The following is a 13,957-nucleotide window of genomic DNA, read 5'->3' as shown; positions in this document are numbered from 1 at the left end:
CGTGGGCTCAGTCGCTGCCGAACGTTCCAAACGCACGCCGCAGTGCGCCCGTCGCATCCGCATGCGCACGCGCGACGTCCGGCACGAAGCCGCCCATCTTGAAGAACTCGTGGATCATCCCGGCGTAGCATTCGAGCGTGACTTCGTTGCCCGCCGCGCGCAGTTTCTCCGCATAGGCCACGCCTTCGTCGCAAAGCGGATCGTATTGCGCCACCGCAATCCAGGCCGGCGCGACACCGCCGAACCCTGGCGCCCCGCGCGTGCCGTCGAGCGGCGCGAAACGCCAGTCGTCGCGATCGCCCGGGTCGCGTACGTACTGCTCGAAGAACCACTGGATCGTCTTGCCCGACAACAGGAAGCCGTCGGCCAGCCGCGCATGCGAGGCGGTCTGTTGATGGCCGCCCGTACCCGGGTAGACGAGCAGTTGCAGCGCGAGCGCAATACCGGCATCGCGGGCCAGCACCGCGCACACCGTGGCGAGCGTCCCGCCCGCACTGTCGCCACCCACCGCGAGCCGCGCGGCGTCGATGCCGTACGAGGCGGCGTTGGCGTGCAGCCATGCGAGCGCATCGAATGCATCGTCCACGGCAACCGGAAACCTGTGCTCGGGCGCGAGCCTGTAATCGACCGACAACACCGCACATTGCGCATCGCGCGCGAACATGCGGCACAGCGCATCGTGCGTGTCGACGCTGCCGACCGTGAAGCCGCCGCCATGAAAATAGACGAGCGCGGGGATAGGGTCCGCCCAGCCCGGTTCGACCGGTTGATAGAGCCGTGCGCGGATCGACGCACCGTCGCGCGTCGGCACGATGCAGTCTTCGACCGCATACATCGGCGCGCTCGCGATCTCGAGAATCGGCGCGCTCTTCTCATACGATGCGCGCGCCTGCTGCGCGGACAACGTGTGGTACGGCGGGCGCCCGGCACGCTCGATCAGTTCGAGCACCTGGGCGATCTTCGGATTCAGCGGCATGGGGTGGTGAAACGGCGCGCTCGCGCCGCGCATTGGAATGAGCGCCGTATGATGCCACGGCGCGCAGGCAGCACGCAGGTAGTGCCTGCGCGGCGCGCTCCGTCTATTCGCTGGCTTTTACTTCGGGCTTCAACGACATCGGATCGATCGGGTTGCGCAACTGTTCGATGTCTTCGTGCCGCATCCGTACCGTGTCCATGATCGGCGGATGCGTGACGATATAGAAGCGGCCCTCGTCGATTGCTTCGAACGTGATGTTCGCGACATCGGCAGCGTTCAGTTTGCCGGACTCGACCGCGCGATGCAGTTGCTTGGCGGCGGCGACCTGCGAGCGGGTCGGCGCGGCGTCGTTGCGCAATCCGTCGGGACGGCTGCGCTCCGCATTCGCGATGCCGGTCGGCACGAAGGCCGGACACAGCAGCGAGCAACCGACCGGCCCGCCCACGAGCTTCAGATCGTGATACAGCGTCTCGGTCAACGACACGACCGCGTGCTTCGACGCGTTATAGACGCCCATCGACGGCGGCGAAAGCAGCCCCGCCACCGAAGCCGTGTTGACGATATGCGCCGGTTCGTTCTGTCGCAGCATGATCGGCGTGAACACGCGTACACCGTGCGCGACGCCCATCACGTTGACGCCGAACACCCACGCCCAGTCGTTCGCGCTGCTTTCCCAGACGAAGCCAACCGAGCCGACCCCGGCATTGTTGAACAACAGATGAACCTTGCCGAACGCATCGAGCGCGGCGAGCGCCAGCGCTTCCACCTGCGCGGGATCGGTGACGTCGGTGGGCACGCCGATCGCGTCGGCGCCAGTTGCACGCAACGCATCGACGGTCTGCGCGAGTGCCTTGCCGTCGACATCCGCGAGCACGAGCTTCATGCCGAGCGCCGCGCCCTTCTCCGCAAAGGCCCGACCGAACCCGCTTGCCGCGCCGGTAATCACGGCGACCTTGCCGTCGAACTGAAACATGTCGTCTCCCAGAGAAATCGTTCTTGTCTTTCGTATTCGATGTGGCGGCCTGGCATCATCCATACATCAACCGGGCCGCTACACCGCTGTCACAGTCACACGAGCTTGACGAGCTGTTTGCCGAAATTCTTGCCCTTCAGCAGCCCCATAAATGCTTCCGGCGCATTCTCGAGTCCGTCAGCGATCGTCTCGCGATAATGCAGCTTCTTCTGCGCGACCAGCATACCGAGTTGCCCGAGTGCCTCCGGCCACACTTCCATGTGCTCCGAAACGATAAAGCCCTGCACGAGCAGGCGCTGCGTGAGCAGCAACGCCGGATACTTCAGCGGCAACGGTTCGCCGTCGTAGCCCGCGATCATCCCGCACAACGCGATGCGGCCAAACGCATTCATCCGTGCGAGTACAGCGTCGAGCACTTCGCCGCCGACGTTCTCGAAGTAACCGTCGACGCCGTCGGGCGTGACCGCCTTCAGGTCCTTGTACAGGTTGCCGGCCTTGTAATCGACGCACGCATCGAAGCCGAGCGAGTCGACCACATAGCGGCACTTGTCGGCGCCGCCCGCGATGCCGACCGCGCGGCAGCCGGCCAGTTTGGCGAGCTGCCCGACCACGCTGCCCACCGCACCGCTCGCCGCGCTGACGACGACCGTTTCCCCGGCCTTCGGCGCGATGATCCGGTTCAGGCCGTACCACGCGGTGACACCTGGCATGCCGACCGCACCGAGATAGGCGGACAGCGGCACGTGAGTGTCGTCGACCTTTTGCAGACCCTTGCCGTCCGACGTGCCGTATTCCTGCCAGCCGAACATGCCGACGACCTTGTTGCCGACAGCAAACTTCGGGTGCTTCGATTCAACGATCTCGCCGACCGTTCCGCCGATCATCACTTCATCGAGCGGTTGCGGCGCCGCGTACGACTTGCTGTCGTTCATCCGGCCGCGCATATACGGATCGAGCGACAGGTAGTGATTGCGCACGCGCACTTCGCCGTCGGCGAGCGGCGCGAGCGGTGTCTCGACGAGCTTGAAGTTGTCGGGCGTGACGCCGCCTTGCGGACGGGATGCAAGCAGGATCTGCCGGTTGATCTGGGTCATGACGAATCTCTTTGATAAAAATGGGCACAGCACCTATTGAACGAACCGACGCGATGGCTCTAACCGTCGCTCGGGCCAGGTGTGGCGGATGGATCGCTGCGCAGACGTTGCAGCTTGACGTCACGGCCGACCGCAAGCCGCCGCATGTACTTGAACGTGCCGAGCGCCTTCGCGACGAAATGGCCTTCGCTGTCGCGGATCTCGCCTTCGCAGTAAGCCATCGTCGTCGAGCGGTGCAGCACGCGTGCGTGGGCACGCAGTTCGCCGCGGCCCGGTTGCATGAAATTGACCTTCATTTCGACGGTGACGACGCCTACGCCGTCGTCGGCGAGCGAACGTGCGGCCATCGCGAGTGCGACGTCGGCGAGCGTCATCGTGACGCCGCCGTGCGCGACGTCCCAGGTGTTCATGTGGTCGTGTGCAAGCGGCAGCATCACTTCGCTAGCACCGTCCGCCGCACTGACGAGACGCAGGCCGAGATGATCGACGAACGGGCTTTCGAGTATCGGCTGCTCGGCGCTTGCAGCAGCGGATTTACGCGGTGAGGTCATTGCGCTGCGTCACACTTCGAAGTCGACGCATTCGCGCGTCTCGCGCACTGCACCGACGAACGACTTGAGCGCTTCGTGTACCGGATGAACCTGGTAAGCATCGAGTGCGGCCTTGTCCGTGAAGTCGGAAACCAGCACGACGTCATAGGTCGAATCGAGACCCGGTGCGGCGACGCCGGCTTCCAGATGCAGAATGCCGGGCACGATGTTGCGGCAACCTTCGAGCCGTTCCTTCAGCTTCAGCGCATTTTCCGCACGGCTCGCGCCTTCGGCGTGTTCTTTCAGCTTCCACATCACAATATGGCGTATCACGGTGTTCCTCGTCGTTCGGTAAATGGGGCGATAAGTGGTTCTATCGATGCAGCAGGCTATGAGCGCGTAAGCCTATCAAAATAACAGTGGCGACGTACGGCGGGAGGGCATGTTTGCACTGCCTGTCCAGTCCGCGTAATCGCATGTAATCGCCACTCAACCAGCTTCACGTGGTGTCGCAGCCAGCGCAATAAATTCGTCGAGCAGCGTCATATCGACAGGCTTCACCAGATGCACGTCGAAGCCCGCCTCGCGCGTACGCTCGCGATCGCTGCTCTGACCGAAACCTGTCATCGCGGCAAAGCGCGTGCCGCGCAACTCGGGCAGCGCGCGTAGCATGCGCAGCACCGTGAAACCGTCGATGCCGGGCATCGCGAGGTCGATCAGCGCAATGTTCGGCGTCAACCGGCGCGCAGCCTCGACTGCATGTTCGCCGCGATAGACCACCTGCGCCCGATGCCCCTTCATTTCGAACAGCATCGCGAGGCTGTCCGCCGAATCGCGATTGTCGTCGACGATCAGCACACGCAAGCCCGGCGTGCCATACCGGGGCTCGCTCGTCTTGTCGTCCATCGACAAAGGCGCGAGTTCCGGATGCGCCGGCAGACGCACCGTGAATACACTGCCTTTCCCCAGTCCGGCGCTCGCCGCGAAAATCGAACCGTGATGCAACTCGATCAACGAGCGGCACAGCGTAAGCCCGATACCCAGACCGCTTTCGCCGGTGTTCTGCGCCACCGGCACCTGCGTGAACAGACTGAAGATCGTATCCAGTGCGTCTTGCGGAATGCCACAACCGGCATCGGAAACGCGCAGCACGGCCATGCGGTTTTCGATCGCCATATGGATGCCGATGCAACTTCCCTCCGGCGAGAATTTGGATGCGTTGTGCAACAGGTTCTGCACCACCTGGACGAGCCGCGTCATGTCACCGCTCACGACAATCGAAGTACGCTCCATCTGCAGATCGATACTCTGCTGGCGCGCATCGATAAACGGCTGCGCGGCTTCGACACTGCGCACCAATACGTCGCGCAGTTCGACCGGTGCGATTCGCAGCTCGACCTTCCCCGACGTGATCCGACCGACGTCGAGGAGATCCTCGACGAGCCTCGTCAGATGCGTGATCTGGCGATCCATCGTGTCGCGGCAACGGCGCACCGTCTCGCTCACGCCTTCTTCGAGTTGCATCGCCGCGAGCGCATTGCGGACCGGCGCGAGCGGATTGCGCAGTTCGTGCGCGAGCATGGCGAGGAATTTCTTCATCCGCTGGCTCGCCTGCTCGACCTCTTCCAGGCGCTTGCGCTCGCTCATGTCGCGCGTGACTTTCGCGAAGCCGCGCAACTCGCGCGCCTCGTCGTAGATCGCGGTGATCGTTACGTTGGCCCAGAAGGTCGTACCGTCCTTGCGGACACGCCAGCCTTCGTCCTCGGCGCGGCCCTGTTCGCGCGCAAGCGTGAGTTCGCGCAACGGCTTGCCAGTCGCCACGTCTTCGGCGGCGTAGAACACCGAGAAATGCTGACCGACGATTTCATCGCGCCGATAACCGTTGATATGCGCTGCGCCGGCGTTCCAGCTCATCACGCGACCGTCGGGGTCGAGCATGAAGATCGCGTAATCGCTCACCCCTTCGACCAGCAACCGGAAGCGTTCCTCACTGCGGCGCAACGCCTCGTCGGCCTCGCGCTGCGTGGTCAGATCGCGCGTGACCTTGGCAAAGCCGACTACCGCGCCGCCTGACCCGCGCCGCGCCGTGATGATCACGTTCGCCCAGAACAGCGTGCCGTCCTTGCGCACGCGCCAGCCTTCGTCCGCGAAGCGGCCGAGCAGTCGCGCCTGCTCGAGTTCATAGGCGGGCCAGCCGCGCTCGACCGCTTCCGCGGTATAGAAGCGCGAAAAGTGCGAACCGAGTATCTCGTGCTCCGCATAGCCCTTCAGCTTCGCCGCGCCCGCATTCCAGCTGATGATGCGGCCCGTGGCATCGAGCATGAAGACCGCGTAGTCCTCGATTGCCTGAACCAGCGCGCGAAAGCTCTCCTCGGTCGGCACGGCGATCGGGCTGAGCGGCGCACCGGAGATCGGACCGACGTCGCCGGACAGGCGGGAGGGATTGGACGGATTCATGGAGTGTCGACACGACGCGCGGGGGGAACGCGGCAAGCATACACCGTGCAAACCGTTGCGCGCACACCCTTGGTGGGCCAGCGTTGCCGGTTGTTTCGATGCGCTGGAGCCGCGCCTGCGACGCGCCCCGGCAACATCGGGTACGGACTGGTTCGATCTCGCATTGAACGGCAAACCGTTCGCAGGCGGCGTCAGCGACCAGATCGGCACCGGCTGTCCGGTGCCCTGGCCCTCAGTACCGCCGTATCGCAACACGCGAACGACTTCAGACGACTTCGAAGAGCCCCGCAGCGCCCTGCCCGCCACCGATACACATCGTCACGACGACAAACTTCGCGCCGCGCCGCTTGCCTTCGATCAACGCATGGCCGGTCAGGCGCGCGCCGGACACGCCGTACGGGTGACCGACTGCGATCGCGCCGCCGTTGACGTTGAGTCGTTCGTTGGGAATGCCCAGCTTGTCGCGGCAATAGAGCACCTGCACCGCGAACGCTTCATTCAGCTCCCACAGATCGATGTCCTCGACCTTGAGGCCCGCCTGCTTGAGCAGTTTCGGCACCGCGAACACCGGGCCGATGCCCATCTCGTCGGGTTCACAACCGGCCACCGCGAAGCCGCGGAAAATGCCGAGCGGTTGCAGCCCTTCGCGCTCCGCGACCGTCGCATTCATCACCACGCAGGCCGAGGCACCATCGGAAAACTGGCTGGCATTGCCCGCCGTAATCACGCCGCCGGGCAGCGCCGTACGAATCTTCGATACGCCTTCGAGCGTCGTGTCGGCGCGAATGCCTTCGTCGGCGGAGATCGTCACTTCCTTCGTGAACAACTGGCCGCTCGCCTTGTCCGCGACGCCGGCGAGTACCGTCATCGGCACGATTTCGGCGGTAAAGCGGCCAGCTTCGAGCGCGGCCGCCGCGCGCTGCTGCGACTGCACGCCATATTCGTCCTGACGTTCCTTCGCAATCGAGTAACGCTTCGCGACGGTTTCCGCCGTCTGCAGCATCGACCAGTAGACTTCCGGCTTGTTCTTCGCGAGCCATCCTTCGGCCATCATGTGGCGGTTCATCTCGTTCTGTACGCACGAGATCGATTCGACACCACCGGCGACGAACACATCGCCTTCGCCCGCGATCACGCGTTGCGCAGCCAGTGCGATGGTTTGCAGCCCCGACGAGCAGAAGCGGTTCACCGTCATGCCCGGCACACTGACCGGCAGCCCGGCGCGCAGTGCGATCTGCCGTGCGATGTTCGCGCCAGTCGCGCCTTCGGGATTCGCGCAGCCCATGATCACATCTTCGACGCGGGCCGGGTCGATCTTCGCGCGCTCGACCGCTGCCTGTGTGGCGTGCCCGCCGAGCGTCGCGCCGTGCGTCATGTTGAAGGCGCCGCGCCACGATTTGGCAAGACCCGTGCGGGCGGTCGAAACGATTACGGCGTCAGTCATGGTGTCTCCTGCTTCCAATGTGAAATGAGGTTCGTCGCGCGTCCCGCTGGTTGAACAGCAGGACGCAGCGGCACAATCAGCGCAGCACTTCGGCAGCCTGTACGCGGGCCACGCCCGCTGCATCGAGCTGTCGCCATGCGGCGTCGAGCGAACCGTTAAGATCGATCGCGCGCGACGCGTCTTCGATCAGTGCAACGTCGAATCCGGCTGCGCGTGCATCGAGTGCGGACCAGGCGACGCAATAGTCAGTGGCGAGCCCACAGCACCAGACATGCTGCGCGCCAATCTCGCGCAGATAGCCGGCCAGACCCGTCGAGGTGGTGCGATCCGCTTCGACAAATGCCGAGTAACTGTCGACCTCCGCGCGCAGTCCCTTGCGAATGACCAGTTGCGCATGCGGTATGTCGAGATCGCGATGCAGTGCGGCGCCCGGTGTGTCCTGCACGCAGTGCACCGGCCACAGTACCTGGTTGCCATACGGCAGCGCGATGCTATCGAACGGCTTGCGGCCCGCGTGATTCGCGGCAAACGAACGGTGCCCGGCCGGGTGCCAGTCCTGCGTCAGCACCACGTGCGCGAAGCCGCGTGCGAGCTCGTTCACGACCGGTACGATCTCGTCGCCGTGCGCGACGGCAAGCGCGCCGCCCGGCATGAAATCGTTCTGCACGTCGACTACCAGCAGCACGTCGCCTGCACCCTTCATCGCTGCACCTCGTTCGCCAAATTCGCGCGCCGTTCTCAGCTGCTTTTAGCTATTGAAACCGCGTCCCTGCGCCGCCAGATCGGCGATGCTCTTCGCGATCTGCCAGCCGTCGCCGTTCGCCTGCGCCGCATAGCGCCCGATGGCGCGCTCGACGTTGTAGAGGCCAACAGTGTCCGCGTACAGCATCGGGCCGCCGCGCCACAGCGGGAAGCCGTAGCCGGTCAGGTACACCATGTCGATATCCGATGCCTTCGAGGCAATCCCTTCTTCAAGGATCTTCGCGCCTTCGTTGGAGAGCGCGTACACCAGACGTTCGACGATTTCCGCGTCGGAAATCTTGCGGCGCGTCGCACCGGTTTCCTGCGAATAGCCGACGATCATCTCGTCGACGAGCTTCGACGGATACGCGGTGCGGTCACCCGCCTTGTAGTCGTACCAGCCGCCGCCGGTCTTCTGCCCGAAGCGGCCCGTCTCGCACAGGCGATCGGCGATCTTCGAGTAGTTCAGGTCCGGATGCTCCTGATAGCGGCGCTTGCGGATCGCCCAGCCGATGTCGTTACCGGCGAGATCGCTCATCCGGAACGGGCCCATCGCGAAGCCGAACTTCTCGATGGCCTTGTCGATCTGCGCCGGCAGCGCGCCTTCTTCGAGCATGAAGAGCGCCTGACGGATGTACTGCTCGATCATGCGGTTGCCGATGAAGCCGTCGCACACGCCCGACACCACCGCGGTCTTGCGGATTTTCTTCGCGACCTGCATCACGGTGGCGAGCACGTCTTTCGCCGTGTCCTTGCCGCGCACGACTTCGAGCAGCTTCATCACGTTGGCCGGGCTGAAGAAGTGCATGCCGACCACGTCCTGCGGACGCTTCGTGAACGCAGCGATCTTGTTCAGATCGAGCGTCGAGGTATTGGAAGCGAGGATTGCGCCCGGCTTCGCCACTTCGTCCAGCCGCTTGAACACCTGCTCCTTCACGCCGAGTTCTTCGAACACGGCTTCGATGATCAGGTCCGCGTCTTTCAGATCGTCGTACGAGAGCGTCGGTGTGATCAGCGCCATGCGTTGTTCGAGCGCTTCGGGCTTCAGCTTGCCCTTCTTGACCGTGCCTTCGTAGTTCTTGCGGATCGTCGCGATACCGCGATCGAGCGCGTCCTGCTTCGTTTCAAGCAGCGTGACCGGCAGGCCCGCGTTGACGAAGTTCATCGCGATGCCGCCGCCCATCGTGCCCGCACCGATCACGGCGATCTTGCGAAGCTCGCGCACAGGCGTGCTCGACGGTACGTCGGGAATCTTGCTCGCCGCGCGTTCGCCGAAAAACGCATGGCGCAACGCATGGCTTTCCGGCGTTTGCACGAGCGCGATGAAGCATTCGCGTTCGAACGCGAGACCCTTGTCGAAGCCGTTTTTCACGCCGGCTTCGACTGCGTCGATACATTTATGCGGAGCGGGGAAATTCTTGGCGATGCCCGCGACGCTATTGCGCGCGAACTGGATGAAGCCTTCGGCGTTCGGATGCTCGATCTTGCGGTCGCGCACCTTCGGATGCGGACCCGCCTGCGCGCCGACCTTGCGGGCAAATGCGAACGCCGCTTCGGCCAGATCGCCCTGTACGACTTCATCGAAGAGCCCGCTGCCAGCGAGTTTCTCCGACATCACCGGCGCACCGGACACGATCATGTTGAGCGCGGCTTCGAGCCCGATCGCGCGCGGCAGACGTTGCGTGCCGCCGGCGCCCGGCAGGATGCCGAGTTTCACTTCGGGAAGCGCGATCTGCGCGCCAGGCGCCGCGATGCGGTAGTGCGCACCGAGTGCGAGTTCCAGACCGCCGCCCATTGCAACGCTGTGGATCGCCGCGACGACCGGCTTCGCGCTGCCCTCGACCGCCTTGATGACGGTGGCGAGCGTCGGTTCCTGGGTGGCTTTCGGGGTGTTGAATTCGGTGATGTCGGCACCGCCGGAGAACGCCTTGCCGGCGCCCGTCAGCACGATGGCCACGATGGCCGGATCGTTCTGTGCCCGCTCGAGCCCTTCGACGATGCCGGCCCGGGTCGTCAGACCGAGCCCGTTGACCGGGGGATTGTTGAGCGTAATGACGGCGACGCCGTCATGAGTCGTGTAGTCCACTGCCATCTGTCTGCCTCCATGCCTCGATGCGAACCGGAGAAAGACGCGACGCGCTGTCGCGCCCCAACCGGATCATTGTCCGTCATTCGCGGGCCAGCAGGCAGGATACACAAAAAAGCACGCTCGTTCAATTCGAGTGCGCTTACAGTCGGATTTATTATCGCGGTGCAGGGTTTGCCCTAGGTTTGTCGGTCTCTTCATCGGTAAGCGGACAATTGTCGACGGCCAGCGCCGACGGCAGCACGTAGTCGCGGAACAGCTCGCGCAGCTTCAGTTTTTGCAGCTTGCCGGTCGCGGTATGCGGCAGTTCGTCGACGAATGCGACATCGTCGGGGATCCACCACTTCGCCACCTTGCCATCGTAGAACGCGATCAGTTCGTCGCGTGCCACGTTCATGTCCGGGCGTCGGACGACGACGAGCAACGGCCGCTCGGTCCACTTCGGATGCGAGCACGCGATACAGGCGGCTTCCGCCACCGCCGGATGCGCAATCGCGACGTTCTCGATATCGATCGAGCTGATCCATTCGCCACCGGACTTGATCACATCCTTGCTGCGATCGGTGATCTGCAGGAAGCCGTCGCGATCGATCGTCGCGACGTCGCCGGTCGGAAACCAGCCGTTGATCAACGGCGAATCGTCCTTGCGAAAATACCGGTCGATTACCCACGGGCCGCGCACGTGCAGGTCGCCGAACGCGACGCCGTCCCACGGCAGGTCGCGCCCGTCTTCGCCGACGATCTTCATGTCGACGCCGTAGATGACGTGGCCCTGCTTCTCGCGCAGCTTGCGTTGTGCTTCGGGCGGACGCTGCGACTGTTCCCACGTAAGCTTCGCGAGCGTGCCGAGCGGCGACATCTCCGTCATCCCCCAGGCATGGATCACCTCGACGTTGTAGACGTCCTCGAACGTGCGCAGCATCGCGGGCGGACAGGCCGAGCCGCCAATCACCGTGCGCTGCAGCGTCGAAAACCGCTGGCCCGCCTCCTTCACGTAATTCAGCAAACCGAGCCACACGGTCGGCACGCCAGCGGAATACGTAACCCGCTCCGCTTCCATCAGTTCGAACAACGACTTGCCGTCGAGGTCCTTGCCAGGAAACACCAGCTTCGCACCGGTCAGCGCCGTCGCGTGCGGGATGCCCCACGCGTTGACGTGGAACATCGGCACGACCGGCAGCACCGCATCGCGCCCGGACAGGCCCATCGCGTCGGGCAGCGAGGCGCCGTACGCATGCAGCACAGTGGAGCGATGCGAGTACAGCGCGCCCTTCGGATTGCCGGTGGTGCCCGAGGTGTAGCAGAGGTAGGAGGCAGCGCGCTCGTCGAGCTGCGGCCACGTGTACTCGCCGTCCTGGGCAGCGAGCAGCGTTTCATAGCTGAGCACCGGCGTTTTCATCGACGACAGATGCTCTGCAATACACGCTTCATCCCCCAGCGCTATCCAGCCGCGCACTTTCGGACAATGCGGCGCGAGCCCATCGACGAGCGGCGCAAAGGTCATGTCGAACAGCACGTAGCTGTCGTCCGCATGATTGATGATGAACGCGATCTGCTCGGGAAAGAGCCGCGGATTGATCGTGTGGCACACGGCGCCGAAACCGGTCGGACCGTAATACGCCTCGAGATGCCGGTAGCCGTTCCATGCGAGCGTGCCGACCCGTTCGCCCGGTTGCACACCGAGTGCGATCAGCGCCTGCGCGAGTTGCTTCGCGCGTCGTTCGCAGTCGCGCCAGGTGTAGCGATGCACGTCGCCCTCGATGCGCCGCGAGACTATCTCCGTGTCGCCGAAATGCCGCGCGGCGTGCGCGATCAGCGACGACACGGTGAGCGGCACATCCATCATTTGTCCCAGCAACGGCGTCGTCATATGCGGGCGTCTCCTCGCCATGTTGTCGATTGAAGTATCGGGCCCGAGCCACACGATTCGCTACGCAGCCGCGCTCGCGGCACACCGGCAATCCCCGTCCGTATGCGCAGCGAATCGGCGTCCTGCGGGCCGGCAGGCGCCGCCTTACAATATCGGCTAACCCAGAGGCGCTCAACATGTCGTTTTCCCCAAGCAGTTCCACCCTGTCGGCATCGATGCAAGCCATTGCCGACGGGCTTGGCAGCCCGCGCGACGGCGCCTTCGCGCAGCTTGGCAGCCGCTTTCTCACGCGCCTGCCGGCGGCGCCGCTGCCGGCACCGTATGTCGTCGGATTTTCCGCGGATACCGCCGCGCTGCTCGGCCTCGAACCATCCGTCGCGGACGAACCGGACTTCGCCGAGCTTTTCTCCGGCAACACGACACGCGACTGGCCGGGCGACGCGCTGCCTTATGCGTCGGTGTATTCCGGTCATCAGTTTGGCGTGTGGGCCGGCCAGCTCGGCGATGGCCGCGCGCTCGGGCTCGGCGAGATCGAACATGCGGGCCGGCGCTACGAGTTGCAGTTGAAGGGCGGCGGCCGCACGCCCTATTCGCGCATGGGCGACGGCCGCGCCGTGTTGCGCTCGTCGATACGCGAATACCTGTGCTCGGAGGCGATGCACCACCTCGGTATCCCGACGACGCGCGCGCTCTGCGTGATCGGCTCCGACCAGCCAGTGCGTCGCGAGGAAATGGAAACGGCGGCTGTCGTCACACGCGTGGCACCGAGCTTCGTGCGCTTCGGCCATTTCGAGCATTTCTACTCGAATGACGATACCGATGCATTGCGCATGCTCGCCGATCATGTGATCGACCGCTTCCATCCGCATTGCCGGGAAGCCGACGATCCGTACCTCGCGCTGCTGAACGAAGCCGTGCATTCCACCGCCGATCTGCTCGCGCAATGGCAGGCCGTCGGCTTCTGCCACGGCGTGATGAATACCGACAACATGTCAATTCTCGGCCTGACGATCGACTACGGCCCATTCGGTTTTCTCGATGCGTTCGATGCGAACTACATCTGCAACCATTCCGATACGCAAGGCCGCTACGCGTATCAGCGGCAGCCGCAAGTCGCGTACTGGAACCTGTTCTGCCTCGCTCAAGGGTTGCTGCCGCTGCTCGGCGGCCCGCACGACGAAGCCGTGCGCGGCGAGCGCGCGATCGAGGACGCGCAGCGCGTGCTGGAAGGTTTCAAGACGCAGTTTGCGCCCGCACTCGAAGCGCGGATGCGCGCCAAGCTCGGCCTCGAAAACGAACGCCCCGGCGACGACGCGCTTGCGAACCGCCTGTTCTCAATCATGCAGGCGAACCGCGCGGACTTCACGCTGACGTTCCGCCACCTCGCGCGGATCTCGAAGCACGATGCAAGCGGCGACACTTCGGCGCGCGACCTGTTTCTCGACCGCCCGGCATTCGACGCGTGGGCGAACGACTATCGCGCGCGGCTGTCCGAAGAAACACGCGACGATGCGACGCGGGCCATTGCAATGAACCGCGTGAACCCCAGATTCATCCTGCGCAACCATCTCGCCGAAACGGCGATCCGGCATGCGAAGGAAAAGGACTTTTCGGAAGTCGAGCGGCTGGCAGCTGTACTGCGCCGCCCGTTCGACGAACAGCCGGAGCACGACGCGTATGCGGCGCTGCCGCCGGACTGGGCGAGTACGCTGGAAGTCAGCTGCTCGTCGTAAGGCGCAAGTGCTGCGCCGTAGTACAGCCGTAGTACCGCATGACCGCGAACCTC

11 protein-coding genes are annotated in these 13,957 nt (G+C 64.3%); 1 reads left to right on the top strand and 10 read right to left on the bottom strand.

The window, feature by feature from the left end; genetic code table 11:
- Window positions 1–7 precede the first annotated feature (7 nt).
- The 10 genes from FNZ07_RS22775 to FNZ07_RS22730 form a co-directional block, all read right to left on the bottom strand.
- Window positions 8–976, bottom strand: a complete 969-nt coding sequence (locus FNZ07_RS22775; protein WP_091016888.1) for an alpha/beta hydrolase — start codon at window positions 974–976, stop codon at window positions 8–10.
- Between the two features lie 103 nt (window positions 977–1,079).
- Window positions 1,080–1,949: an SDR family oxidoreductase gene (locus FNZ07_RS22770; RefSeq protein WP_091016667.1), complete on the bottom strand. Its 870-nt coding sequence runs from the start codon at window positions 1,947–1,949 to the stop codon at window positions 1,080–1,082.
- Between the two features lie 95 nt (window positions 1,950–2,044).
- Complete coding sequence (locus tag FNZ07_RS22765; RefSeq protein WP_091016665.1) at window positions 2,045–3,043, bottom strand: NADP-dependent oxidoreductase; 999 nt, start codon at window positions 3,041–3,043, stop codon at window positions 2,045–2,047.
- Window positions 3,044–3,102: 59 nt separating this feature from the next.
- A complete protein-coding gene (locus FNZ07_RS22760) occupies window positions 3,103–3,594 on the bottom strand; it encodes a PaaI family thioesterase (RefSeq protein ID WP_091016663.1) in 492 nt (163 codons plus the stop codon).
- 9 nt (window positions 3,595–3,603) lie between these two features.
- Window positions 3,604–3,906 (bottom strand): Dabb family protein, encoded by a 303-nt coding sequence (locus tag FNZ07_RS22755; RefSeq protein WP_096716386.1) that lies wholly within the window; start codon window positions 3,904–3,906, stop codon window positions 3,604–3,606.
- 156 nt (window positions 3,907–4,062) lie between these two features.
- Window positions 4,063–6,030 (bottom strand): PAS domain-containing hybrid sensor histidine kinase/response regulator, encoded by a 1,968-nt coding sequence (locus FNZ07_RS22750; RefSeq protein ID WP_091016660.1) that lies wholly within the window; start codon window positions 6,028–6,030, stop codon window positions 4,063–4,065.
- Between the two features lie 265 nt (window positions 6,031–6,295).
- Window positions 6,296–7,474, bottom strand: a complete 1,179-nt coding sequence (locus FNZ07_RS22745; protein ID WP_091016658.1) for an acetyl-CoA C-acyltransferase — start codon at window positions 7,472–7,474, stop codon at window positions 6,296–6,298.
- 76 nt (window positions 7,475–7,550) lie between these two features.
- Window positions 7,551–8,177 (bottom strand): bifunctional nicotinamidase/pyrazinamidase, encoded by a 627-nt coding sequence (pncA, locus tag FNZ07_RS22740; RefSeq protein ID WP_091016656.1) that lies wholly within the window; start codon window positions 8,175–8,177, stop codon window positions 7,551–7,553.
- A gap of 45 nt (window positions 8,178–8,222) precedes the next feature.
- Window positions 8,223–10,307: a 3-hydroxyacyl-CoA dehydrogenase NAD-binding domain-containing protein gene (locus FNZ07_RS22735; protein ID WP_091016653.1), complete on the bottom strand. Its 2,085-nt coding sequence runs from the start codon at window positions 10,305–10,307 to the stop codon at window positions 8,223–8,225.
- Window positions 10,308–10,458: 151 nt separating this feature from the next.
- Window positions 10,459–12,171, bottom strand: coding sequence for a 3-(methylthio)propionyl-CoA ligase (locus tag FNZ07_RS22730; RefSeq protein WP_091016651.1), 1,713 nt, complete (start codon window positions 12,169–12,171; stop codon window positions 10,459–10,461).
- A gap of 176 nt (window positions 12,172–12,347) precedes the next feature.
- Between FNZ07_RS22730 and FNZ07_RS22725 the strand changes: the two genes are divergently transcribed.
- Complete coding sequence (locus tag FNZ07_RS22725; RefSeq protein ID WP_091016649.1) at window positions 12,348–13,904, top strand: protein adenylyltransferase SelO; 1,557 nt, start codon at window positions 12,348–12,350, stop codon at window positions 13,902–13,904.
- The last annotated feature ends 53 nt before the right edge of the window (window positions 13,905–13,957 follow it).

The organism is Paraburkholderia megapolitana (assembly GCF_007556815.1).
Lineage (GTDB): Bacteria > Pseudomonadota > Gammaproteobacteria > Burkholderiales > Burkholderiaceae > Paraburkholderia > Paraburkholderia megapolitana.
The sequence above is the reverse complement of the archived record's forward strand: the minus strand, read 5'-3'. Positions and strand labels throughout refer to the sequence as shown.

Coding starts and splice junctions, on each gene's coding strand:
- FNZ07_RS22775 (WP_091016888.1), bottom strand. CDS start 976: ATGCCGCTGAATCCGAAGATCGCCCAGGTGCTCGAACTGATCGAGCGT.
- FNZ07_RS22770 (WP_091016667.1), bottom strand. CDS start 1,949: ATGTTTCAGTTCGACGGCAAGGTCGCCGTGATTACCGGCGCGGCAAGC.
- FNZ07_RS22765 (WP_091016665.1), bottom strand. CDS start 3,043: ATGACCCAGATCAACCGGCAGATCCTGCTTGCATCCCGTCCGCAAGGC.
- FNZ07_RS22760 (WP_091016663.1), bottom strand. CDS start 3,594: ATGACCTCACCGCGTAAATCCGCTGCTGCAAGCGCCGAGCAGCCGATA.
- FNZ07_RS22750 (WP_091016660.1), bottom strand. CDS start 6,030: ATGAATCCGTCCAATCCCTCCCGCCTGTCCGGCGACGTCGGTCCGATC.
- FNZ07_RS22745 (WP_091016658.1), bottom strand. CDS start 7,474: ATGACTGACGCCGTAATCGTTTCGACCGCCCGCACGGGTCTTGCCAAA.
- pncA (WP_091016656.1), bottom strand. CDS start 8,177: ATGAAGGGTGCAGGCGACGTGCTGCTGGTAGTCGACGTGCAGAACGAT.
- FNZ07_RS22735 (WP_091016653.1), bottom strand. CDS start 10,307: ATGGCAGTGGACTACACGACTCATGACGGCGTCGCCGTCATTACGCTC.
- FNZ07_RS22730 (WP_091016651.1), bottom strand. CDS start 12,171: ATGACGACGCCGTTGCTGGGACAAATGATGGATGTGCCGCTCACCGTG.
- FNZ07_RS22725 (WP_091016649.1), top strand. CDS start 12,348: ATGTCGTTTTCCCCAAGCAGTTCCACCCTGTCGGCATCGATGCAAGCC.